This window comes from Stenotrophomonas sp. AB1(2024), from assembly GCF_037482345.1.
In the GTDB taxonomy this organism is placed as follows: domain Bacteria; phylum Pseudomonadota; class Gammaproteobacteria; order Xanthomonadales; family Xanthomonadaceae; genus Stenotrophomonas.
In genome coordinates, this window is sequence record NZ_JBBHKO020000001.1 from 712,509 (window position 1) to 736,494 (window position 23,986).

The window sequence follows — 23,986 nt, forward strand, 5'->3', positions numbered from 1 at the left end:
CGGTGGCGCATCAGCGCTTCTGGCTGACGGCCACACTGCCCAGGATCAACACCCCGGCCACCAACATCGCCCAGGTCACCGCTTCGCCCAGGAACAGCCAGGCGAACAACGCGCCGAACATCGGTACCAGGTAGGTCACGGTGGAGGCGCGGGCCGGGCCGATGCGGGCGATGAGGCGGTAGAACATCAGGAACGCAAAACCGGTACAGACCACGCCCAGCGCGATCGCGCACGCCCAGGACAGTGCGGGAATCGGCGCGTCGGGCCAGTGGGTCAGTGCCATCGGCAGCATCAGCAGCGCAGCGCTGCCCAGCGTCGCGCCAGCCGACGCCGCGGGCGGCAACCCGGTCATATGGCGCTTGACCAGGTTCACCCCCAGCCCGTACAGCAGCGCCGCCAGCGAACCGGCAATCACCGCCGCGCCGATGCTCAGCCCGGACACCTTGGCCGTGGCCAACACCACCACGCCACCGAATCCGACCAGCAGCGCGATCGCCCGGCGCATGCCGATCTTTTCACCAAAGAACAGGAACGCGATCAGCGCGGCGAACAACACGGTCATCGCGTTGCAGATCGCGCCGATCGCGGCCGGCGCTCGCTGCGCAGCCCACGCGAACAGCACGAATGGAATGGCCGAATTGATCAGGCCGATCGGCACCAGCCACAACCAGCGCCTGGCCGGGAACTGCGCGCGCGCCTGCCAGAGGAACGGCAGCAGCACCAGCGCGCCCAGCAGCAACCGCACCTCCACCAGCGCATAGGGTCCGAATGACGGCACCGCCACACGCATGAACAGGAACGAACAACCCCAGATCGCGCCGAGCACGGTCAGCTCCAGCGGGGTGCGCCAGTCGCGTTCAATCACACCAGCGCTCACCGGTGCGCCGCTCACGGGCGGCCCCCGACGGCACGGGCGCAGCGGGCAGCAACGGTAGCGGGGACGGGCAGCAACATGGCGCGGGCTCCAGGAAACAGGGGCACAGCATCCACCTGCTGCAGCCCCCCGACAAGCGCGTAGAATCCCTGCAAGCCACAAATATGATTTGGGTCTCGCCATGATCCTGCGCCCTGCCCTGCTGCCCGCGCTGGGAGTGTTCTCGGTGGCTGCCCGCCACCAGAATTTCGCCCATGCCGCCGAGGAGCTGCACCTCACCGCCAGCGCGGTCAGCCACCATGTGCGGCGGCTGGAATCGCTGCTGGGCGTGGTGTTGTTCCAGCGCCACGCCCGCGGCGTTCGCCTGACCGCCGAGGGCCGCCAGCTGGCCGATGCCGCAGCGGCCGCGCTGAGCGATATCAACGCGGTCGCCGGCAACCTGCACCCGCAGTCCGATGTGGTGCCGCTGCGGATCACCACGCTGCGCTCGTTGTCGTACTGCTGGCTGGTACCGCGGCTGACGCGTTTCACCCACCTGCATCCGCGCATGCGCATCGAGCTGCAGACCAGCAGCGAACTGGTTCGCTTCGACGAGAACGGTCCGGAGCTGGGTATCCGCTACGGGCTGGGCCAGTGGCCGGGCCTGGCGGCCCACCACCTGATGGACGACGAGCTGTGTCCAGTGGCCTCGCCGGCCCTTCCGGGCGTGTCCAGCCTGCGCGAGCCGGGCCAGATCGCCGCGCTGCCGCTGGTCAGCGACATGTCCCCGCAGGGGTGGCGCGACTGGTTCCGGGCTGCCGGCGTGCGCGGCCTGGACCTGACGGCACAGCACATCTTCAGCGACAGCACCGATGCGATGCGCGCGGCGGTGTACGGCATCGGCGCGGTGCTGGCGCGCAAGCACATCGCCCAGCCCTACCTGCAGCGCTATGAGCTGGTGCGCCTGCCCGGGCCTGCGCTCAAGGCGCGCTATGCCTACTACATCGTGCATGCCGAACACCGCCCGCTCAGCCCAACCGCGCTGGCATTCATGGACTGGCTCAAGCGCGAGGCGCAGGACGAGCGCACACCGGTGCCGGCGTTGCCGGATGAGCTGCTGAATCGGCCCCACGACCAAACGCCTCACGACCAACGGTCGTGAGCTGCCGGCGGATGACATTCACCTGCTTTTGCATGACTGCTCGCTACGGTGGAATCCCCACTCCCGCGAGCCCTTCCCATGGCCATGCTGCGCCTCAGGATCACCGGCACCGACGACGATGCGCGCGCGATCAGCGACCTGCTCCAGAGCATCGAGGGCATCGAGCACGTCGAGGAAATCGACGACCTGATGCCGCACATGGACGATGACGATTCGAGCTCGGCCGGTCTGTCCGATGACATCGGGCCTGGAACGCATGAGCTGGAAGTCAGGGTCGGCAATGAAAGCACCGCGCAGAAGGTGCGCGCTGCGGTGCAGGAGCTGGTGCTGGAACTGGATGTTTTCGTCGAATACGAGTTCGACGAAGGCTGATCGCACGCCAGGCACACCAGCAACGGTGGTGCGCTACCTCACCGCGCGGATGACGCGCGTCGGCGACGCCGCCACAGCTTCAGCCCGATCCAGCCCACCAGCCACAACACCAACGTCACCGGCAGCAACGCGGCCACCGCGCGGATCACGAACGCCACGCTGCTGGTGACGGTCGCGCCGACATCGCCCAGCGCCTGGCCGATGTCGCTGCGGCTGCGCTGGCCCGAGGGCCTCTGGAAGCGCCACCAGCAGCATCCCTGCCATGGCGCAGCTGCGTCACTTCGTCCCTGCCATCACACGCTTGCTCCGTCGTAAAAATTGATCTTCAGCCCGGCCAGGTCCAGCGCGGGCAGGCAACGCACGTTCACCGCCACCATCGCCTGACCGCTGCGCGGGTCCACGCCCTCGCTGAACGGGGCAATGCCGCAGTCGCGACAGTAGTGATGCTGCAGGTGGTGCTGGTTGAACTGGTAGGTGGCCAGCTGGGCCGGGTCCGTGTTCAGGCGCAACGCCGCCCGTGGGCCGAACCAGAGCAGGCCGCCGCGGCGCCGGCACAGGGAACAGTTGCAGTCCAGGACCTCGGTGATGGGTGCATCGGCCTGGACCACGAACGCGATCTGCCCGCAATGGCAGCTTCCTTCGTACTGCATGGCACACCTCCCGGCGGGAAAGGCCCATGGTAATCCAATGGCACGGGCGGCCCCCCGCTGCACCCCCTATGCTGGGTGATTGTCCACAGCACAGGATCACCGATGCGCCAGCAGCTTCTTGCCCTCGCCCTGATCGCCGCCCTGGGTGGCTGCCAGCAGGCCGACGCCCCCACCGCACCGGCCGGCACCTCGGCAACCGCCCCGGCCGTCGACGCGGCAGCCGATGCCACCTTCGCCGACCTGTCCAAGCGCGCCCTGGACACCTGGATGCAGCTGTCGCCGATCAGCGCCACCCAGATCGGCGACCACCGCTACGACAGCGAGATCGATGACCTGAGCGCGGCCGGCCAGCAGAAAACGCTGACCGCCTACAAGGGCCTGCTCGGCGAACTGGACAAGGTCGATGTGAGCAGGCTCTCGCGCGAGAACCAGGTCGACGCGGCGATCCTGCGCAACCAGCTGCAGTCCGAGATCTGGAGCGCCGAGGTGCTGCAGGCCTCGAAGTGGGATCCGCAGATCTACAACGGCACCGCCGGCAGCGCGCTGTACGGCCTGATGGCCCGTGAATTCGCGCCGCTGCCCGAGCGCCTGAAGTCGGCCACCGCGCGCATGGAGAAGCTGCCGCAGATCTTCGCCCAGGCCCGCGAGAACCTGGACCCGGCCCGCGTGCCGAAGATCCACGCCGAGACGGTGGCCAAGCAGAACAAGGGCATCCTCAGCATCGTCGATACTTTCATCACCCCGCATATCGGCGAGCTGCCGGCCGAAGATGGCAAGCGCCTGCAGGCTGCCATCGACGGCCTGAAGAAGGCGGTGGACGAACAGCAGACCTGGCTGGACAAGACCCTGGTGCCGAACGCCAAGGGCGATTTCCGGATCGGCGCCGAGCTGTACGACCAGAAGCTGAAGTTCGCGCTGAACTCGTCGCTGTCGCGCGCCGAGATCGGCGAACGTGCCCGCGCCGAGCTCAAGCGCGTCCGCCAGGACATGTACGGCATTGCGCAGACCGTGCTGAAGGACAAGCCGGGCGCCCCGGCGCTGCCGGCCAACCCGAGCGACGAACAGCAGCAGGCGGCGATCGAAGCGGCGCTGGAACTGGCCTACGCCGACAAGCCGGCCCGCGACAAGGTGGTCGACGATGCCAAGGCGGCGCTGGCGCAGTCCACCGAGTTCGTGCGAAAGCACGACCTGATGACCCTACCCGATGCGCCGGTGGACATCATCCTGATGCCCGAATTCCAGCGCGGCGTGGCCGTGGCCTACTGCGATTCGCCCGGCCCGCTGGACAAGAACCTGAAGACCTTCTACGCGGTATCGCCGATTCCGGACGACTGGACCGACAAGCAGGTCGACTCGTTCCTGCGTGAATACAACAGCCGCATGATCCACCTGCTGAGCATCCACGAAGGCACCCCGGGCCATTACCTGGAAGGCTGGCATTCGGGCAAGTTCCCGTCCACGCTGCGCGCGGTGCTGCGTTCGGGCCTGTTCGCCGAAGGCTGGGCGGTGTACACCGAGCGGATGATGCAGGAGCAGGGTTACCTGGACAACGATCCGCTGTTCCACCTGGTGCAGCTGAAGTTCTACCTGCGCACCATCTCCAACGCGATCCTGGACCAGGGCGTGCACGTGGACAATTGGACCCGCGAGCAGGCCATGCACCTGATGACCCACGATGCGTTCCAGCAGGAAAGCGAGGCATCGGGCAAGTGGGTGCGCGCGCAGCTGACCTCGGCGCAGCTGCCGACCTACTTCGTCGGGGCGCAGGAGCACTTCGACACGCGCAAGGCCGTGCAGGAAAAGCAGGGTGAGAAGTTCAACCTGAAGGCCTACCACGACCAGATGCTGTCCTACGGCGCCCCGCCGGTGCGCTTCGCACGCCAGTTGATGCTGGACCAGCCGATCGAGTGACCCGGTAGGTGGCGACCGTTGGTCGTCACGCATCACCAAACGGCCCGGTAAAAACCGGGCCGTTTTTTTTTGTTTCGGTCTTCGACCATGGCTGTCGCGAGCGTGGAGGGCCCCGCCGCGGCCGGCAGGCCCCTGTGCAAATGTCCCCCGGCGGCGGCCTGCGGCCGCCACCTCCTCCTTTACTTTGCCAGGGACCTACCGGCCGCGACGGGGCTCGGCTTGCGGTTCGCAGGGAAAAGCGGACGTCACGGTGCGACGCCGGTGAGGCGAGTGCGGGGCCGCCGTGCCCTTGTGGGCGAATTAAAAGGAGGAAGGGGGCGGCCGCAGGCCGACGCCGGGGGAAATTCGCCCACAAGGGTGCGGCGGCCCCGCGCTCGCCCCACCGGCAGCCGCGTCTCCTTTAAACCACGTCCGCCGCCACGAACCCACCGGTCTGCCGCGCCCACAGCCGCGCGTACAGGCCGCGGGCGGCGACCAGCTCGGCGTGCGTGCCGGTCTCCACGATGCGGCCCTGGTCCATCACCACCAGCCGGTCCATGCGCGCGATGGTGGACAGGCGGTGCGCGATGGCGATCACCGTCTTGCCCGCCATCAGCTCGTCCAGGTTGTCCTGGATCGCCGCTTCCACTTCCGAATCCAGCGCCGAGGTCGCCTCGTCCAGCACCAGGATCGGCGCGTCCTTGAGCAGCACCCGCGCGATCGCGATGCGCTGTCGCTGGCCGCCGGACAGCTTCACCCCGCGCTCGCCCACGTGCGCGTCATAACCCTGCCGCCCTTCGGCGTCACGCAGCGTGTCGATGAAGGCGGCAGCGCGCGCCTTGCTCACCGCCGCACGCAGTTGTTCCTCGGTGGCGTCAGGCCGCCCGTACAACAGGTTGTCGCGGATCGAGCGGTGCAGCAATGAAGTGTCCTGGGTGACCACGCCGATCTGCCGGCGCAGGCTTTCCTGGGTGACCTCGGCGATGTCCTTCCCGTCGATGCGGATGTGCCCGCTTTCCAGGTCGTACAGGCGCAGCAACACGTTCACCAGCGTGGACTTGCCCGCGCCCGACGGGCCGACCAGGCCGATCTTCTCACCCGGCTTCACCGCCAGGTCCAGGCCGGCGATCACCCCGCCCTGCTTGCCGTAGTGGAAGTGGATGTCATCGAACCGCACCCCGCCCTCGCGAACCACCAGCGGCACCGCATCGCTGCGGTCCTGCACGCTCAGCGGCTGCGAGATGGTGGTGATGCCATCCTGCACCGTGCCGATGTCCTCGAAGATGCCGTTGATGGTCCACATGATCCAGCCGGACATGTTGTGGATGCGGATCACCAGGCCGGTGGCCAGGGTGATCGCCCCCACGGTGATGTTGCCGTGGCTCCACAGCCACAGCGCCAGCCCGCAGGTGCCGGCGATCAGGAAGCCGTTGACGATGGCGATGGTCAGGTCCATGCCGGTGGTGATGCGGGTCTGGCGGCGGTGCTTGACCGCCAGCTCCTCGATCGCTTCGGCCACGTACGCCTGCTCGCGCCCACCATGGGCGAACAGCTTCAACGTGGGAATGTTGGTGTAGCCGTCGACGATCCGGCCCATCGCCTTGGAGCGCGCTTCAGAAGCAATCCAGGCGCGCTCCTTCGCGCGCGGCACGAAGTACACCATGATCACCACGTAGGCGGCCAACCACAGCACCAGTGGAATCATCAGCCGCCAGTCCGCCTGCGCGAACAGGTACAGCGCCGTGCCGGTGTAGACCACGATGTACCACAGCGAATCGACCATCTGCACCGCCGATTCGCGCAGCGAGGTGCCGGTCTGCATCACGCGGTTGGCCATGCTGCCGGCGAAATCGTTCTGGAAGAACGACAGGCTCTGGCGCACCACGTAGTTGTGCATCAGCCAGCGCGAGCGGTTGCTCAGGCCCGGTACGATGGCCTGGTTGACCAGCAGGTTGTGCAGGCCGACCAGTACCGGCCGTGCGACCAGCGTGATGGCGGCCATCCACAGCAGCGTGTCGGCATGCCGTGCAAAGAAGCCCGCATCGGGCTGCTCGCTGACCATGTCGACGATGCGGCCGAGGAAATCGAACATGGCCACTTCCACCAGCGCCAGCAGCAGCCCGGCGAGCAGCGTGGCCAGCAGCACCGGCCAGACCGGGCGCAGGTAGTGGATGTAGAACGGCAACACCTGACGCGGCGGCATGCGCGCGTCGATCGGCGGAAACACCGGAATCAGCGACTCGAACCAGCGGAACATTCCAACCCCGGAAAAACCAACAGGCCGCGATTATCCCACCGCGGCCTGCCGTTTGTTTTCACCCGCGGCATACACCGCGCGCGCGGTTCATTTCGCCGCGTCGGCAACCACCGGGGTCAGCACCAGATCCTGGAAGTCGAAACTGAAGTCGGTCAGCGACGACACCGCCTGCATGCGCACCTCGCGCACCTTGCCGTCCGGGTCCAGGCTGAAATTCACGAACGCATCGGCGTTGAGCGAGCGATCATCCCAGCGCACGATGAAGGTGTCGTGCTGCCAGTGCTCCATCGTGCCCACCAGCTGCGCGGTCCTGCCGAAGCGCAGGCGCAGCTTGCCGCCGCGCGGTTCGATGAACACCTCGCCATACCAGGGGTCGCGGTAGGTACCGGCGTAGCGGGCCAGCGGCAGCGACGGCGTGGACGTCGGATCGCGCGCGGCCTGGTGCGCGGCCCAGCCTTCGTCGGCCTTGTCCCGTGCCTTGGCCACTGCGGCGGCGTACGCCGCCACCCAGTCGGTGGCCGGCGCCTTGAGATAGGCGTCGAGTACGTCCATGGTGACCGCATTGAAGGCCGCGCCCACTTCCTGGTTGGTCAGTACCACGATGCCCAGCTTCTGCTCCGGTACCAGCGTCACGCGCGAGACCATGCCCGGCCAGCCGCCGGTGTGCCATACCAGTTTCTGCCCGCGGTAATCGCTCAGGCTCCAGCCCTCGCCGTAACCGGCGAAGTTCGGGCGCGCGGCGGCCAGCGCCGGCACGCTCGGCTCGGGCACCACCTGCGGGGTGATCATCTGCCACATCGCCTGCTGGCTCTTGGGGCTGAACAGCGCCGTGCCGTTCTCCAGCTTGCCCTGGGCCAGCTGCACGTTCATCCAGCGTGCCATGTCGTGCACGCTGGAATACACTCCGCCGGCACCGGCGTTGTTGGACCAGGTCAGCGGCGCCACGGTGCGCAGTTCGGTGAAATCGAACTTGGCATGCCCGGTGGCGGCCTTGTCGCCCGGCTGCAGGTGGTCCGCATTGAAGCGGGTGCCGCCCATGCCCACGGGGGTGAAGATGTGCTGCTGCAGGAAGTCCGCATACGACTGCCCGGAGACCTGCTCGATCACCTGTTGCGCCACCGCATACAGGATGTTGTCGTAAGCATAGCGGTCGCGGAAGCCGGCCTTGAGCGGCACCTTGCCCAACCGCTGTACCACCTCGGCGTTGCTGTAGGTCGTGGTCGGCCAGAACAACAGGTCGCCCGCGCCCAGGCTGAGCCCGCTGCGGTGCGAAAGCAGGTCGCGGATGCGCATTTCGCCGGTCACGTACGGGTCGGACATGCGGAACGACGGCAGATGGTCGATCACCCGGTCGTCCATCTTCAGCTTGCCCTGCTCGGCCAGCAGGTTCAGCGAAGTGGCGGTGAACGCCTTGGTGTTGGAGGCGATCGCGAACAGCGTGTCGGCCTCGACCGGCGCCGGTTTGCCCAGCTCGCGCACGCCGTAGCCGCACTCGAAGACGACCTGGCCGTCCTTGACCACCGCCACGGCGATGCCGGGAATGTCGAACTGGCTGCGCACGCGTTCAACGGTGGCATCCAACTGCTGCAGTTCGGCCGGCACGGCCGCCGACGCCAAGGGTGTGCACGCCAGCAGCACAAGGCCTCCGATCCAGGATGTATTCAATCAGTATCTCCGGTTGCGTGTTGCTGGGGCGTCGAGGCCGCCACGGGCCGAATGCGCCAGGTTTCGCGCGATGGTAACGCGGCCGGTTGCAGGCTCGCCTGTGCCAGAAGCCGCCCACCCCGGAGCACCCGCATGACCGCGCCCGCCGACACCGGTTCCACCATCATCCCCTGCCTGCGCTACGGCAATGCCCGGGCGGCCATCGCGTGGCTGGAGCGCGCTTTCGGCTTCACGGCGCAGGCGGTCTACGCCGACGGCGACATCGTGTATCACGCGCAGCTGGTCCATGGCAGCGGCATGATCATGCTGGGCTCGGTCGACAGCGGTGGCGAGTGGGGCAAGCTGGTCGTGCAGCCCAATGAGATCAACGGGCGCGAAACCCAGAGCGCCTGCGTGATCGTGACCGATCCCGATGCCCACTACGCGCGTGCGGTGGCCGCTGGCGCCGAGCTGGTCATCGACATCGCCGACCAGGACTACGGCGGTCGCGGCTATGCCTGCCGTGACCTCGAAGGCCATATCTGGTGGTTCGGCAGCTACGATCCGTGGCAGGAGACCGGCCTTTGAAGCACGCGGCACCCGGGCCGATCTACACCGGCATCGGCGGCTGGGTGTTTCCGGCGTGGCGCGGCGGCACGTTCTATCCGGCCGGGCTGCCGCAGCGCGAGGAGCTGGCCCATGCCAGCCGGCAGCTGGGCTGCATCGAGATCAACAGCACGTTCTACCGGGCGCAGAAGCCGGCGGTGTACGCGCAATGGCGCGAGCAGACCCCGCCGGGCTTCCGCTTCTCGGCCAAAGCGCCGCGCACCATCACCCAGAGCCATGACCTGGCCGCCGCTGGCACGCGCGCCGACAGTTTCATCCAGGGCATCAGCGCGCTGGAAGATCGGCTGGGCCCGCTGGTCTGGCAGTTCGGCGAGAACCACCCGGCCGGTGCACAGGAGTTCGATCGGTTCCTGGAGGCGCTGCCCCGCGAGGCCGGCGGCCGCCCGTTGCAGCACGCGCTGGAAGTGCGCAATGCGGCGGCGTGGACCCCGGAGCTGATCGCCGCGGCGCGCGCGCATGATACCGCGCTGGTGTTCAGTGGTTCGCCCGATTACCCCAGCTTCGCCGACCCTGCCGCCAGCTTCATCTATGCGCGGCTGATGCAGTCGCGTGCGAACCTGCATGCCGGCTACCCCGAACGCACGCTGGAACAGTGGTGCCTGCGCGCGATGCGCTGGGCGCGTGGCGAAGACAACCCGGACCTGCCGCACCTCGTCGCCGATGCCACCCCGGGTGAGCCACGGGAGGTGTATGTGCTGTTCATCGGCGCGGCCAAGCACCGCAACCCAGGCGCCGCAGTAGCGTTGCGCAGACAGCTGAAACAGGTCGGGGCGTAGAGCCACGCCCTGCGTGGCTGCCACGCAGCGTTCCGGGTCCCGCCAAGAGCAGCCACGCAAGGCGTGGCTCTACGCATGCTTATTGCTCCACAATATGCGGATGCCGATGACCGATACCCGCAAAGCGCTGCTGCAAATCCACTTCTGCGTGCTGCTGTGGGGCGTCACCGCCATCCTCGGCAAGCTCATCACCCTGCCGGCACTGCCGCTGGTGTGGTGGCGCATGCTGTTGGTGGTGGCCATGCTGGCCCTGCTGCCGCGGGTATGGCGCGGGCTGCGCCAGCTCTCCCCTGCGCTGTTCGCCGGCTACTGCGGGGTGGGAGCGCTGGTGGCACTGCACTGGCTGACCTTCTACGGCGCGGTGAAGCTGGCCAATGCTTCGGTGGCCGCCACCTGCATCGCGCTGGCGCCGGTCTTCACCGCCGTGATCGAACCATGGGTGGCCAAACGTCCCTTCCAGCTGCGCGAACTGGCCTTCGGCATTGCCGTACTGCCCGGCGTGGGCATGGTGGTCGGCGGCGTGCCCGGCGGCATGCGCCTGGGCGTGCTGATCGGGGCGATCTCCGCATTGCTGGTCGCCATCTTCGGCTCGCTCAACAAGCGCCTGGTCAGCCACGCCGATCCGCTCACCGTGACGGCGGTGGAACTGGGCGCGGGCACGGTCACTCTCACCCTGCTCGCCCCATTGCTGCCGTTCCTGCTGCCGGCGCTGGCCAGCCCGCTGTGGGTGGTGCCCAACCTGCACGACGGGTTGCTGCTGCTGGCCCTGGCCGGCGTGTGCACCCTGCTGCCGTTCGCCCTGGCATTGGTCGCGCTGCGCCACCTCAGCGCCTACACCGTGCAGCTGGTGACCAATCTTGAACCGGTCTACGCGATCCTGCTGGCCATGGTGCTGCTCAGCGAACAGCGTGAACTGACCCCGCTGTTCTACGCCGGCGTGGCGATCATCGTCGGCGCGGTGTTCCTGCACCCGCTGTTGAACCGGCGCAGGAAGGTACAGCACCCGGAGATATTGGGGACGTCGGAGGCGCGCAATATTGCCGATTGAACCGCGTACCCACCAACGGGGGGTACCTACCGGTCGGGCCAGTACCAGGCCGGGGCATCGAGCAGGCCCTGGCCGATGATCTTCGTGCGACTCATCTGCTTCTCCAGAGCAATTGGATTGCATAGGGGCGACTCGCGCAGTGCCGCCACCAGGCGCGTAGCGTGCGATACCACCCACAGCTGGCTGCGCGCGGTCGCTGCAATGATGAGCCGGCCCAGCGCCGGCAGCAGGTCCGGATGCAGGCTGGTTTCCGGCTCGTTGAGCACCATCAACGGCGGCGGTCGCGGCGTATGGAGTGCCGCGATCAGCAGCAGATACCGCAACGTGCCGTCGGACAACTCGGCCGCCGACAGCGGTCGAAGCAATCCGTGCTGATGGAATTTCAAGTGCAACCGCCCCTCGCCCCCCTCGATCCCCACCTTCGCACCCGGAAACGCATCGTCCACGGCAGCAGCCAGACCCTGTGCATCGCCAACCTCGACGATGGTCTGCCAGGCCGCCGCCAGGTCGCGACCATCGTGCGCCAGCACCGGCGTGCGCGTCGCCAAGGGCGACCGGCGTGCCGGGGCATCAACATCAGTGCGGAAATGGTCATAGAACCGCCATGCGCGGATCATTTCGCGAAGTGCCAGTACTTCGGGCATCCGCTGCGGATCCGCCAGCTGCGAGAACACGCTGTCGAACACCGACAACCGATCATCCACGCCCTCCCACTGCCGTCCATTACGGCGCCGCACCAACGGCCCATGGCGCTCCACCAGCACCGTACTGCTGCGCAGGAACGGCCCTGCCCAGATGCTCTCGCACTTGATCTGCGGATCCAGCGTGAAAGCCGATAGGCTCGGCACCGGAAACCCCAGGTCGATTGCGTAACCAAAGTCCTCGGCAGCAAAGCCCAATCGCAACGCCACCGGCTCGCTGCGCGCCGCGCCCTGTACCGGCACCTCGCCCTGCTCCATCGCCCGACTGGTCTTGGCCGGTCCCGCCCACAGCGCAGAGCCCAGCCCGCCCTCCCGCGCCAGCGCTGCCGCCACCCCGCCTTGAGCGGTTTCGGCCAACAGTCGCAGTGCGCGGTAGAGACTGGATTTGCCACTGCCGTTGTCGCCGGTCACAAGATTCAGCCGCCCCATCGGCACGACCAGGTCGTGCAGGGAGCGGTAGTTGGAAATGGCCAGGGTCTGCAGCATGGACGGATTCGGCAGGGAAAACGGGCGTACAGGATGCCAAGCCTGCGTCGCAGGTGCTGCGAAAGATCGGCTTCCCGCGGTGCGGGCCTACCAGTCCTGCTGTTGCGGCAGCAACCCCTTCAGCTCGGCATCGGTCAGGTTGCGCCACTGGCCCGGCTTGAGCGCCCCGATCTTGACGTTGTCGATGCGCACCCGGCGCAACTGGGTCACCCGGTAATCGAACGCCGCCGCCATCAATCGGATCTGTCGGTTCAGGCCTTGCTGCAGCACGATCCGGAAGCCGAACTTGGCGATGCGCGACGCCCGGCACGGCAGCGTGGTTTCGTTGTGGATGCGCACCCCGCGGGCCATGCCGCGCAGGAACTCGTCGGTGACGGGCTTGTTCACCGCCACCAGGTATTCCTTCTGGTGGTTGTTTTCGGCGCGCAGGATCTGGTTGACGATATTGCCGTTGCTGGTCATCAGGATCAGGCCCTCGGAATCCTTGTCCAGGCGGCCGATCGGGAAGATGCGCTGCTCATGGCCGACGAAATCGACGATGTTGCCCTTGACCGCGCTTTCGGTGGTGCAGGTGATGCCCACCGGCTTGTTCAGCGCGATGTACACATGGCGGCGGCCACCTGCCTTCCTGGCCTCGCGCGCGCGCATCGGCTGGCCGTCGACCAGCACCGCGTCGCCCTCGCCGACCACCGCACCGGTGCCGGCGGGGTGGCCGTTGACGGTGACGCGGCGCTCGCTGATCAGGCGGTCGGCTTCACGCCGGGAACAGAAGCCGGTTTCGGCAATGTACTTGTTGAGTCGGGTTGTCATCGCGCCATTATCCGGTAAAACCCCGCCGGGCGCGGGATCAGGCGACCAGCAGGTCTTCGCCTGGCAGCGGTTCCGGTGCACGTGACCGTTCAGGAAAGGTGGCGGGACTGCACAAAAGGCTCCCGCCACAACGAGGGCTGGGTGAGCTTTTCCAGCGCCATCGGCCGCGCGATGGCATGGCCCTGCAGGCCGTCCACGCCCAGCGCCTGCAGCTGCAGGGCCACCTCCTCCGTCTCCACCCACTCGGCGACCACGCTCATGCGCAGTTCGCGGCCGATCTCGGTGATGGCGCGCACGGTGGCGCGGCTGATCGGGTCGACGTCCATGTCGCGCACGAACATGCCATCGATCTTGAGCGTGTCCGCCGGCAGTTGGCGCAGGTACCCGAACGAGGACAACCCGGAACCGAAGTCATCCAGGGCCACGCGGCAGCCGCGCGCCTTGACCCCTTCGACGAAGCTGCGCGCCTGGTCCAGGTTGCTGATCGCCGCAGTTTCGGTGATCTCGAAACACAGCTTGCGCGCCAGCCCGCGGTTGCGCTCCAACAGGTCGCAGACGAAGGCCAGGAAACCGGGCTCGGCGATCGACTGGGCCGACACGTTCACGTTGCACAGGCCCAAACGCTGCACGTGCGCCGGGCACAGCTGCAGGTGGCGGAACAGCAGGCCCAGCACGTGCCGGTCCAGCGCCATGCCCATGCCGTAACGCTCCACCGCCGGCATGAAATCACCGGGCCCCTGCAGCTGGCCGTCGGTGCCGCGCATGCGCACCAGCACTTCGTAGTGCAGGAAGTCCGGATCGCCGACCTGATCGATGCGCTGGGCGTAGAGCAGCATCCGGTTCTCGGCGATCGCGCTGGAGACATGGGTCAACCGCTCGGCTTCCAGCAGGCGCTCTTCCAGCGCCATGCGGTCTTCGTTGAAGCAGTGCACGCGGTTGCGACCGGCCTGCTTGGCCGCGTAGCAGGCGCTGTCGGCAGCGCTCATCAGCCAGTTCACGTCGGCCACCCCGGCGGTGATCTCCACCACCCCGATGCTGCAGCTGACCCGTGGCAGCCCATCATCGCGCTGGAACCCGGCCTGGCCCAGGTTGCGCGCAATCTGCTGCAGGACCTGCTTGGCTTCTTCCTGGCGCGCGCCGGACAGGAACATCGCGAACTCGTCGCCGCCCATCCGGCCCACCCAGTCGCCCTCGCGCACCGCTCCCTCCAGGTAGTCGGCAAAGCCCCGCAGCAGCTGGTCACCGGCCGCATGGCCGAGGCCATCGTTGACCAGCTTGAAGTAGTCCAGGTCCAGGTAACACAGGCTGTGGGTACCGCCATGGGTGCGTACGTCCAGCAGCGCCAGTTCCAGCAGGCGCTCGATTTCGCGGCGGTTGATCAACCCGGTCAGCGGATCGTGGCTGGCGTGGTGTTCGACCTCGCGCGCCAGCGCGTGGTTCTGCGAGACATCCTCGATGATCGCGAACACGGACAATTCACGGCCGGGGCTGCGCACCAGGGTGCCGCTCCAGCGCCCCCACAGCAGCCCGCCATCGGCATGCCGGAAGCGCAGTTCACCCGGACGCAGCTGGCGTGCCCAGTCGATGTCGCCGGCCTGGTCCAGCACCAGCTCGCCGTCGACCAGCAGGTCCGGCAGCGCCATGCCGGGCAGCGCGTCACGTCGATAGCCGAGGATATCGGCCATGGCCTGGTTGGCCTCGACGATGCCACCGGCAGGGTCCAGCTTGAGCATGCCCACCGTGGCCTGGTAAAACGCCGCACGAAAGCGGCTTTCCGTGTCGATCAGGTCGTTGCGCACCCGCCGCGCCAACAGCACCGCCACCAGGGTGATCAGCAGTACCGACAGACCGCCCACCACCAGCGTGGCGATCCGCACGATGGACGCGGTATTGAGCAGCGCCAGTGAAAACGCGCGGGCCTGCGCCTGCAGGCTGCGGTCCAGCGCCTGCAACTGCACAAGCAGCGCCCCGCGCATGGCAGGCTCCACGCTGCCATCGGCATGCATCGCCTCGGCGGCCCCGGTCATCGCCTGCAGCTGGGCCAGGCCATGGTCGGTCTGTCGCCACAGGCGCACGGCGTCGCGGAAGTAACCGAGATTGCCCAGGTAACGGAACGACAGGATCAGCCGGTTGATGTCGCCGGGCTGGTTGCCGCCCTGCAGGAAGCCGCGCCGCGCCCGCGCGACATCCACGTCGTCCTGCTCCAGCGCGCGGCGTGCGTCCAGATCGCCCAGCGGCACCTGCAGCGCAGCGCGCGCTTCGGCCAGCGCGGCCGGGTTGCCCGAGGTGATGTAACGCTCCAGCGCAAAGGTCGCGTGCTGCTGGCTGCGCGACCAGTGGCTCTGCCCCACGATCCAGGCGGTCGAAGCGCCCTGCAGTTCCTGGATCAGCGCCGACAGCGCCACCAGGCCGACGGCCATCCCGGTCAACAGCACGAACCGCAGGGTCAAACCCCGCGTGACCTGCGGTACGGCGGAACTGCCAACGTCCTTGCTGCCTCGCATCGCGGGTCCTCCGGCACGTTGGTATGCGTTGCATTGTCCCTGCCATCGCAGGCTAGAACCAACACTGTTGAAACGGCGCGAAGTTTTCCGTCACGGTGCGTCAGGAAGCTGAAACGACAACGCCAGCCCGAAGGCTGGCGTTGCAGGTCACACGATCAGGACGATCAGCCGTTGCGCGGACCGCGCGGCTTGAAGCCGTCACGACGCGGCGGGCGGTCGTTGCCACCCGGGCCGCCCGGACCGCGGTGACCACCCGGACCGCCCGGCTTGCCGCCACGGCCGAACTTCGGCTTGAACGGCGGGCGTGCCGACGGGGTCAGGTCCTCACCCGGCTCGACCTTGCGCATCTGAAGCTGCTGGCCCGACACCCACACCTTCTTCAGGTGGCTGAGCAGGTCCTGCGGCATTTCCGCCGGCAGGTCCAGCACCGAGAAGTCGTCGTGGATGTCGATGCGGCCGATGAAGCGGCTTTCCAGCCCGGCTTCGTTGGCGATCGCGCCAACGATGTTGCCCGGCTTGACCCCGTGCACATGGCCCACCTCGATGCGGAACGTTTCCATGCCCGGTTCGGCGGCACCGCGCGGGGCGATGTCACGCCGCGGGGCACGTTCGAAACCACCGTCGTTACCGCCGAAATCGCCTTCCGGACGCGGCGGACGCGGACCGCGGTCGTCTTCACGACGCGGGCCACGCTCGAAGCGTGGCTCGAAACGCGCCGGACGCTCGCCACGATCATTGCGGTCGTTGCTGCGCGGGGCGCGCTCTTCGCGCGCGCCACGCACCGGCGGGGTCAGCAGGAACGGCGAATCGCCCTGCAACAGCTTGGCCAGCGCGGCGGCGATGTCGATCGCCGGCACGTTCTTCTCACCCTCCAGCTTCTGCAGCAGGTCGCGGTAGAACTCGGTACCGCCGGCATCGAGTGCATCGCTGATGCGGCTCATGAACTTGTTGATGCGGGTGTCGTTGACCGCATCCACGCTCGGCAGCTGCATCTCTTCGATCGGCTGGCGGGTGGCACGCTCGATGGCACGCAGCATGCCCTTTTCACGCGGGGTGGCGAACAGGATCGCATCGCCGGTACGCCCGGCACGGCCGGTACGCCCGATGCGGTGCACGTAGCTTTCGGTGTCGTACGGGATGTCGTAGTTCAGCACGTGGCTGATGCGCTCCACGTCCAGGCCGCGCGCGGCCACGTCGGTGGCCACCAGGATGTCCAGCTTGCCTTCCTTCAGCATGCCGATGGTGCGCTCGCGCTGCGCCTGCTGCATGTCGCCATTGATGGCCGCAGCAGCCAAACCGCGGGCCTGCAGCTTCTCGGCCAGCTCTTCGGTGGCCGCCTTGGTGCGCGAGAAGATGATCATCGCGTCGAACGGTTCCACTTCCAGGATGCGGGTCAGCGCGTCCAGCTTGTGCATGCCACTCACCCACCAGTAACGCTGGCGGATGTTGGCCGACGTGGTGGTCTTGCTGACGATGGTGACTTCGGCCGGGTTCTTCAGGTAGGTCTGCGCGATACGACGGATCTGCGACGGCATGGTGGCCGAGAACAGCGCCACCTGGCGGGTCTCCGGCAGCTTCTTCAGCACCGCTTCGACGTCGTCGATGAAGCCCATGCGCAGCATTTCATCGGCTTCGTCCAGGACCAGCGTCTTCAGCTCGGACAGGTCCAGGGTGCCGCGGTCGAGGTGGTCGATCACCCGGCCCGGGGTGCCGACGATGACGTGCACGCCACGGCGCAGGGCCTGCAGCTGCTGGCCGTACGGCTGGCCGCCGTAGACCGGCAGCACGCGGAAGCCGGGGATGCCCGAGGAGTAGGTCTGGAACGCCTCGGCGACCTGGATGGCCAGTTCGCGGGTGGGCGCCAGCACCAGCACCTGCGGCTTGGTCTGGTTGAAATCGAGGTTGGACAGGACCGGCAGCGCGAAGGCGGCGGTCTTGCCGGTACCGGTCTGGGCCTGGCCGAGCACGTCGCGGCCCTCCAGCATCGCCGGGATGGTGGCGGCCTGGATCGGCGATGGCGTTTCATAGCCGACGGCGGCGACTGCCTTCATCACAGCGTCGGACAGGCCGAGGTCTGCGAACAGCAGCGGCGCGGGGGATTCTTGGGACATGGGGAACTCCGAAGGCACTACCGTTTACGGGTAGTGACATAAAAAAGGGGATGGTCCGCGCTTTGGGCGCCCTTTCTTATCGCGTGCCCTGGCGCTGCTCGGTCGGAGGAGAATTCACTCGCTCAGGCCGGGATGATACCGGATGATTCCTGAACAACGTGTACAGATTCCAGCATGGATGCCGTAAATGCCGCGTGCTGGCGCACAATACGCGCCCTCTCCCGGCCCGGCCCATCGTCCGCGCCCCTTCCCAGGATACCCGCTCCATGCAGACCCTCGAATTTGAACTGGACCGCGACTACGTCGAGCTCAAGCAGCTGCTCAAGCTGGCCGACCTGGTCACCAGCGGCGGCGAAGCCAAGACGGTCATCGGTGACGGCCACGTGCGGGTCGATGGCGAGGTGGAACTGCGCAAAGCCTGCAAGATCCGCGGTGGCCAGCAGGTCCAGTTCGGCGACACCGTGATCAACGTCATCGCCGATTCCGACGCCCCCTGATCACGTGTGACGACCAACGGTCGTCACCTACCGGTGAGGTGCGCGGCGATCAGCTGCCGGAACGGCGCCACCCCATGGGCGAGGCGCAGGCCGGCCCGGCGCAGCACCCGCGCCGGCAGGCGGTCGTCGGTGTAGAGCGTGGCGATCGCATTGGTCGCCTCGTACAAGGGCCGTGAGGCCAGCCGGTGCCCGCGCTCGTAGGCCGCAAGACCGGCCGGGGCGGCGATATCGGTGCCCCGCCCTGCCGCCCGGCGCAGTACCGCCGCCAGCCGGTCCTGGCTCTGCAGGCCGAGGTTGAAACCGTGCGCGGTGACCGGGTGCATGCCGACCGCCGCATCGCCGATCAGCGCGCAGCGCTCGCCCACGAACACATTGGCATACCCCCCGACAAGCGGGTACGCGATGGCGCGCGCCACCGGCGTCATCGCGCCCAGGCGGTGTTCAAAACACGCACTGATGCTGCGCCCGAATGTCGCTTCATCCTGCGCCAGCAGCGCCTCGATTTCACGCGGCGGCAGGGTGATCACCGCCGAGGCCTGCCCGCCATTGAGCGGCAGCAGCGCCATGGTTCGGCCATGGCCGAACCACTCCCATGCGGTGTGCTGGTGCGGCACCTCGATCTGCATGCGGCACACCAGCATCGACTTGCCGAAGTCGCGCATGCGCGCGCCGATGCCCAGCATGCGCCGGGTGGACGAGAACCGGCTGTCGGCCGCCACCACCAGCCGTGCCTGCAGGCGGTGGCCATCGGAAAGGGTGACCTCGCTGTGGCGTGCGCCGGGCACGATGCCGCGCACGCTGCACTGGTCGAGGATCTCCAGGTCGGCGTGGCCCTGCACGCTGTCCCACGCCGCGCGGCGGATCAGGTGGTTGGGCACCAGCCAACCGAGGTCCCCGCCCTGCGCGTCGCGTGCAGCAAAGGTCAAGGCGAACGGCGAGCCGCCGTCCATGACCTTGGCAGTACGCAACGGAGAGATCTCATCGGGGTCCAGCCGGTCCCACAGGCCCAGCCGTTCGAGTATGTGCCGGGAGGCATGGGTGAGTGCGATCTCGCGCCCATCGAACGCCGCCTCGGCCAGCGCCGCGCGGGGTTGCTGCTCCACAACCACCACCCGAAGTCCGCTGCCGGCCAACGCGCGGGCGAAGCACAACCCTGCCGGTCCGGCCCCGACCACCACCACATCCACCGCCTGTGCGCTGCCGTGCGGTGCGCCCGCCTCCATCCCGTGCCGATCCGGCATGATCCGTTCCCGATGTGTATTCACGCCCGAGCTTACCGCTCCCCGGCGAACGCATTCTTGATCTGGATCAGCCGCGTCGGCGGTGGTTCACGCCAGGCCGTGCAGCAACCGCCACAGCAGCAGCACGATGCCCAACATCGATACCACCCAGACCAGGCTGCGCACGTAGGGAATGCCCGCGGCATACAGCGGCACATAGACCAGCCGCGCCCAGAAATACAGCTGCACCGCCAGCGCGGTGGTGCCGTCCTGGCGCTGGGTGAGCACCACCGCCAGCACGGCGGCGGCAAAGAACGGGAAGGTTTCCAGGAAATTGGCCTGCGCCCGCTGCAGGCGCGCCGCCAGCGGTCCCGGCGGCGGCGGCACGCCATCGCGGGCCGAGGCATTCCATGCCAACCCGCGCTCGCGGGTGACCGCGCCTGCGGCCAGCATCACCTGCACCAGGCCCAGCACGATGGCCCAGCCCAGCATCTGGATCTCGATACCCATGCGATGTTCCTCCTGCGATCAGGGAGCGGCGGCGCGCACGCTGTAGCCGGCCAGGCGCCAGACCTTGTCTTCGTCGAACCGGAACGACACCAGCTCACGCACCGGCTGCGTGCTGTTGGCGAACCGGGTGGGGAAACTGACGTTCACGTACAGCCCTTCCGGCACCGTGGCGCCTGCCCTGTACTGGACCCGGGTCACCACCGGCTGGCCGCGCGAGACCAGCGCGCCCAGCCGCTTGCGGTCGCTGTCGAGCTGGGCCACGAAGGCCTGCTCGGTCACCGACCTGCGGGCCACGGCCGATGCGCCTTTCCATACCTCACCTGCGCGCCCGGCATCGACCAGCGTCGCTACCTTGAGAGCGGCAGCGACCATCTCCTGGTCCTGCTTCTGTACCTGCGCCTGCTGCGCCGGGGTCAGCGCTGGTCGCGCCGGAGCGGTCGGCGCCGGCCGCGCGGGGGCCGGTGCCGGGGTGGCCGGCGGCGGCGTCTGGGCCAGGGCAACGGCGGGAAGCAGGAGCGACAGCAGCAGCGGAATGCGCATTGGGAAACCGTAAGCGGCAGTGGACTCCGGCCAGTCTACGGGAACACCGTGAGCAGGCCGTCAGTTGCGTTCGGCCGCCTCTGGCGGCGACTGGTCGGCGTCGCTGGCGGTTCGCTCGGCCACCGCATCACGCGGCTTGTCCGTGGTCGGCAACAGCGTGGAGACATCGATTTCCGACAACGGGCTTTCGTCCGGGCAGGTCGCATCCGGGAAGCCGAAGCGCTGCTTCAGCGTCTGTCCACAGCGGGTGATGACCTCCAGCTCGCTGCCCTCGCGCTTGCACTCCTGGTCGAAGGCGACCAGGAACGCGTCCTTGCGGCGCACGAAATCATCGCCGCACTTGCGCATCTGCTTGATCCGCTCCAGGTCGTCCTGTACCGCATTGGTACCGTCCAGGCCGAACTGGCGCAGCTCCTCGCTGCTGAGCAGGCGCAGGCTGCGGTTGGGCACGGTCATCATCAGGTCGGCAACGCCCACCGCCACGCCGTTGCGCTGCAGGTAGTCCTTGACGTTGTCGTAGACCTCATGGAGCTCAAGGTTGAGCTCGGCACGCGAGGTGGCCTTGGAGCTGATCCGCATCATGCGGTGGATGCCGACCCTGCCCGACACCAGCCGGTTGTCACCGGCGGCAAGCACGAACACGCACGCGCTGTGGCAGACCGAGCCTTCGCGCACCCAGATGGTCCAGTTGGACTCGCCGATGCGGTCGCCAGCCACGATCGCCGCTTCCACCTGGCCACCGCTGGAATCCAGGTCCAGGATGCGTCGCGACACGCGCTGCGCGTCGGCCACCAGCGCGATCCGCGCCACCAGCTCGGCGAAGCCGGGATTGATCTTGCCCACGTAGCGCACGCGCAGCAGGCCACGCTCGACGCATGGCGCAATGGCCGTTTCCAGGCTGGTACGGTCCAACGCCTCAAGCGGCGCACCGTCGCCCCCTTCGTCCGCATACTCGGTATCGCAGCTGAGCCAGGCCTTGCCATTGTCCAGGGCGACCGTCGGCCAGCCCTGCTCGCCCCGGCGCGGCGGCGGCGTCGGCGCTGGCGGCGCATCAGCGGCGTTGAACGACACCATGTGGTCGCCATCGGCAGTCTGCGCCCTGACCGCCTTGTCGGCGGCCGTGACGTTGCCGGGATTCTCCAGCTGGCTGCAGGCGGCCAGTCCCAGGCACAACAGCGACAACCAGCACGACTTGAGCAGCATGGACACCCGGCTTCCAGACAAAGGGCGTGCCGGACGGGGCACGTGAAGGCACAGTCTAGTGTGCCCGGCCGGCGCCGTGGCAACCTGCCCTGAACCGCATCAGACAGGTTCAACATTGCTGTCCGAAAATGGCGAGCCGGGCCCCGGCCACGGGCATAGACTGAGCCCCATGGATACCCTCCTGCCCCTGGACTACGCCGCCTGCGAAAGCGCCCGCCTGGCCCGCGATGCGCGCTTCGACGGCGTGTTTTTCACCGCCGTGCGCAGCACCGGCATCTACTGCCGGCCGGTCTGCCCGGCACCGGCGCCGAAACCGGCCAACGTGGATTACTACCCCACCGCAGCCGCCGCATCGGCGGCCGGATTCCGCCCGTGCCTGCGCTGTCGGCCGGAGCTGGCCCCGGAGGCGCAGGATGCGCTGAGCAACGAAACGCTGCAGCGCGCGCTCGCACTGATCCACGATGGCTTCCTGCAGGATGCGGCCGTTGGCGACCTGGCGACCCGACTGGGCCTGAGCGCGCGCCAGCTGCAGCGGCTGTTCGTGGCACGGCTGGGCGCGGCACCGGCGCAGATCCACGCCACCCGCCGGCTGCTGCTGGCCAAGCAGCTGCTGACCGAAACCGCGCTGCCGGTCACCGACGTGGCCATGGCCGCCGGCTACAACAGCCTGCGCCGCTTCAATGCCGCGTTCGTCGAAGGCTGCGGCATGCCGCCCACCGCGATCCGCCGCCAGCGCGGCGCGCTTGCCGACGGTGCGCTGACGTTGCGCCTGGGCTACCGGCCGCCGCTGGATTTCGAGGCGATGCTGGGTTTCCTGCGCCGCCGCTGCATTCCGGGCATCGAGCAGATCGACGCGACCAGCTACCAGCGCGTGATCGGCCCGGCCGAACGCCCGTCGGTGATCCGGGTCACTGCCGATCCGCGCCGCCCCGAGCTGCTGCTGCAACTGGGCAACGTCGATCCGCGCGCAATTCCCGCGATCGTGCGTCGGGTACGCCGCATCTTCGACCTGGACGCCGACCTGCGCATCGTGCATGCCACGTTGGGCCAGGACCCGCTGCTGGCGCGCGGCATCGCGCAGCGTCCCGGGCTGCGCGTGCCCGGTGGCTGGGACGGCTTCGAAGTGGCGGTGCGCGCGGTGCTGGGCCAGCAGGTCAGCGTGGCCGCAGCCATTACCCTGGCGCGGCGTGTGGTCGACCGCTTCGGCACGCCGCTGGAAGGCATGCCCGAGGGCCTGGACCGGCAGTTTCCGAGCCCGGCGCAGCTGGCCGACGCCCCGCTGGAGGGCATCGGTCTGCCGCGTACGCGTGCGGCCACGGTACGCGCGGTGGCCGCCGCCGTGGCCGACGGCCGCCTGGACTTCCATGCCGGCCAACGGCTGGACAGTTTCATCGAACGCTGCGTGGCACTGCCCGGGATCGGGCCGTGGACCGCACACTACATCGCGTTGCGCGCGTTGGCGCTGCCCGATGCCTTCCCCGCCGGCGACCTGGTGCTGCAGCAGGTGCTGGGCGGCGACACCCGCCTGAGCGAGCGCGCCACCGAGGCCCGCTCGCAGGCCTGGCGGCCCTGGCGTGCCTACGCCGTGCTGCACCTGTGGCATCTGGCCACGTCCGCTTCGGAGTAACCACATGAACCTGCTCTACGACACCTTCGACAGCCCCATCGGTGCGCTGACCGTGGCCGGCGACAGCCAGGGCATCCACCACATCCTGTTCGAAAACAACCGCTACGACGCCAAGGGCCGCACGCAGTGGCAGCGCGACGCGCATGCGCTGCGCGATGCACGCACGCAGCTGCTGCAGTATCTGCGCGGAGAGCGCAGCGGCTTCGAACTGCCGCTGGCCCCGCATGGCACCGAGTTCCAGTTGCGCGTGTGGAAGGCGCTGGCCGACATTCCATTCGGCGACACCTGGAGTTACGTACAGCTGGCACGCCACATCGGCCAGCCCACCGCCAGCCGCGCGGTGGGCGCGGCCAACGGGCGCAATCCGCTGCCGATCGTGCTGCCCTGCCACCGCGTGATCGGCAGCAGCGGCGCACTTACCGGGTTCGGCGGCGGCCTCGAAACCAAAGCGGCATTGCTGGAAATCGAAGCACGCACGCAGCCGCTGTTCGCCTGACC

Annotated in this window: 21 protein-coding genes; 9 read left to right on the forward strand and 12 right to left on the reverse strand. The window is 68.0% G+C overall.

Features of this window, described 5'->3' with window-relative positions; translation table 11 throughout:
* Positions 1–10: 10 nt before the first annotated feature.
* Complete coding sequence (locus WIX41_RS03405; protein ID WP_339445760.1) at positions 11–892, reverse strand: DMT family transporter; 882 nt, start codon at positions 890–892, stop codon at positions 11–13.
* 163 nt (positions 893–1,055) lie between these two features.
* Between WIX41_RS03405 and WIX41_RS03410 the strand changes: the two genes are divergently transcribed.
* The gene (locus WIX41_RS03410) at positions 1,056–2,015 is read left to right on the forward strand and encodes a LysR substrate-binding domain-containing protein (RefSeq protein ID WP_339445761.1); all 960 of its coding nucleotides are present in this window, start codon (positions 1,056–1,058) and stop codon (positions 2,013–2,015) included.
* 78 nt (positions 2,016–2,093) lie between these two features.
* Entirely contained in the window at positions 2,094–2,387 is a 294-nt protein-coding gene (locus tag WIX41_RS03415) for a hypothetical protein (protein WP_339445762.1), read from the forward strand.
* Positions 2,388–2,680: 293 nt separating this feature from the next.
* Here the strand turns inward: WIX41_RS03415 and WIX41_RS03420 are convergent, their stop codons facing one another.
* A complete protein-coding gene (locus WIX41_RS03420; RefSeq protein ID WP_339445763.1) occupies positions 2,681–3,037 on the reverse strand; it encodes a GFA family protein in 357 nt (118 codons plus the stop codon).
* A gap of 102 nt (positions 3,038–3,139) precedes the next feature.
* Between WIX41_RS03420 and WIX41_RS03425 the strand changes: the two genes are divergently transcribed.
* A complete protein-coding gene (locus WIX41_RS03425) occupies positions 3,140–4,948 on the forward strand; it encodes a DUF885 domain-containing protein (protein WP_339445764.1) in 1,809 nt (602 codons plus the stop codon).
* Between the two features lie 400 nt (positions 4,949–5,348).
* On the opposite strand, the gene smrA is transcribed toward WIX41_RS03425, so the two are convergent.
* Entirely contained in the window at positions 5,349–7,184 is a 1,836-nt protein-coding gene (smrA, locus tag WIX41_RS03430) for a multidrug efflux ABC transporter SmrA (protein WP_339445765.1), read from the reverse strand.
* Positions 7,185–7,271: 87 nt separating this feature from the next.
* Entirely contained in the window at positions 7,272–8,849 is a 1,578-nt protein-coding gene (locus tag WIX41_RS03435) for a serine hydrolase (protein ID WP_339445766.1), read from the reverse strand.
* Between the two features lie 132 nt (positions 8,850–8,981).
* Between WIX41_RS03435 and WIX41_RS03440 the strand changes: the two genes are divergently transcribed.
* From WIX41_RS03440 to WIX41_RS03450, 3 genes are all read left to right on the forward strand, one after another.
* Positions 8,982–9,416: a VOC family protein gene (locus WIX41_RS03440; RefSeq protein ID WP_339445767.1), complete on the forward strand. Its 435-nt coding sequence runs from the start codon at positions 8,982–8,984 to the stop codon at positions 9,414–9,416.
* Positions 9,413–10,231: a DUF72 domain-containing protein gene (locus WIX41_RS03445; protein ID WP_339445768.1), complete on the forward strand. Its 819-nt coding sequence runs from the start codon at positions 9,413–9,415 to the stop codon at positions 10,229–10,231. The genes WIX41_RS03440 and WIX41_RS03445 overlap by 4 nt, the downstream gene beginning before the upstream one ends.
* 100 nt (positions 10,232–10,331) lie before the next feature.
* Positions 10,332–11,279, forward strand: coding sequence for a DMT family transporter (locus WIX41_RS03450; protein WP_409187314.1), 948 nt, complete (start codon positions 10,332–10,334; stop codon positions 11,277–11,279).
* Positions 11,280–11,305: 26 nt separating this feature from the next.
* Here WIX41_RS03450 and WIX41_RS03455 read toward each other — a convergent pair whose 3' ends face one another.
* From WIX41_RS03455 to WIX41_RS03470, 4 genes are all read right to left on the reverse strand, one after another.
* Positions 11,306–12,466, reverse strand: coding sequence for an AAA family ATPase (locus tag WIX41_RS03455; protein WP_339445770.1), 1,161 nt, complete (start codon positions 12,464–12,466; stop codon positions 11,306–11,308).
* A gap of 87 nt (positions 12,467–12,553) precedes the next feature.
* Positions 12,554–13,276 carry a pseudouridine synthase gene (locus WIX41_RS03460; RefSeq protein ID WP_339445771.1) on the reverse strand — a complete coding sequence of 241 codons (723 nt, stop codon included), beginning with the start codon at positions 13,274–13,276 and terminating at the stop codon, positions 12,554–12,556.
* Between the two features lie 89 nt (positions 13,277–13,365).
* Positions 13,366–15,780, reverse strand: a complete 2,415-nt coding sequence (locus tag WIX41_RS03465; RefSeq protein WP_339445772.1) for a putative bifunctional diguanylate cyclase/phosphodiesterase — start codon at positions 15,778–15,780, stop codon at positions 13,366–13,368.
* Positions 15,781–15,944: 164 nt separating this feature from the next.
* A complete protein-coding gene (locus tag WIX41_RS03470; protein WP_339445773.1) occupies positions 15,945–17,891 on the reverse strand; it encodes a DEAD/DEAH box helicase in 1,947 nt (648 codons plus the stop codon).
* A 266-nt stretch (positions 17,892–18,157) separates the two neighbouring features.
* On the opposite strand from WIX41_RS03470, the gene WIX41_RS03475 reads away from it, so the two are divergent.
* The gene (locus tag WIX41_RS03475; protein ID WP_339445774.1) at positions 18,158–18,388 is read left to right on the forward strand and encodes an RNA-binding S4 domain-containing protein; all 231 of its coding nucleotides are present in this window, start codon (positions 18,158–18,160) and stop codon (positions 18,386–18,388) included.
* 23 nt (positions 18,389–18,411) lie between these two features.
* On the opposite strand, the gene ubiM is transcribed toward WIX41_RS03475, so the two are convergent.
* The 4 genes from ubiM to WIX41_RS03495 form a co-directional block, all read right to left on the reverse strand.
* Positions 18,412–19,629: a 5-demethoxyubiquinol-8 5-hydroxylase UbiM gene (ubiM, locus tag WIX41_RS03480; RefSeq protein WP_339445775.1), complete on the reverse strand. Its 1,218-nt coding sequence runs from the start codon at positions 19,627–19,629 to the stop codon at positions 18,412–18,414.
* Positions 19,630–19,716: 87 nt separating this feature from the next.
* The gene (locus tag WIX41_RS03485; RefSeq protein WP_339445776.1) at positions 19,717–20,118 is read right to left on the reverse strand and encodes an MAPEG family protein; all 402 of its coding nucleotides are present in this window, start codon (positions 20,116–20,118) and stop codon (positions 19,717–19,719) included.
* Between the two features lie 18 nt (positions 20,119–20,136).
* Positions 20,137–20,658 carry a DUF4019 domain-containing protein gene (locus WIX41_RS03490; RefSeq protein WP_339445777.1) on the reverse strand — a complete coding sequence of 174 codons (522 nt, stop codon included), beginning with the start codon at positions 20,656–20,658 and terminating at the stop codon, positions 20,137–20,139.
* A gap of 60 nt (positions 20,659–20,718) precedes the next feature.
* The gene (locus WIX41_RS03495; RefSeq protein WP_409187443.1) at positions 20,719–21,861 is read right to left on the reverse strand and encodes a hypothetical protein; all 1,143 of its coding nucleotides are present in this window, start codon (positions 21,859–21,861) and stop codon (positions 20,719–20,721) included.
* A gap of 169 nt (positions 21,862–22,030) precedes the next feature.
* Here WIX41_RS03495 and WIX41_RS03500 point away from each other — a divergent pair, with 169 nt between their 5' ends.
* Both WIX41_RS03500 and WIX41_RS03505 read left to right on the forward strand, forming a co-directional pair.
* Positions 22,031–23,488, forward strand: a complete 1,458-nt coding sequence (locus WIX41_RS03500) for an AlkA N-terminal domain-containing protein (protein WP_339445779.1) — start codon at positions 22,031–22,033, stop codon at positions 23,486–23,488.
* A gap of 4 nt (positions 23,489–23,492) precedes the next feature.
* Positions 23,493–23,984 carry a methylated-DNA--[protein]-cysteine S-methyltransferase gene (locus WIX41_RS03505; protein ID WP_339445780.1) on the forward strand — a complete coding sequence of 164 codons (492 nt, stop codon included), beginning with the start codon at positions 23,493–23,495 and terminating at the stop codon, positions 23,982–23,984.
* Positions 23,985–23,986 lie beyond the last annotated feature (2 nt).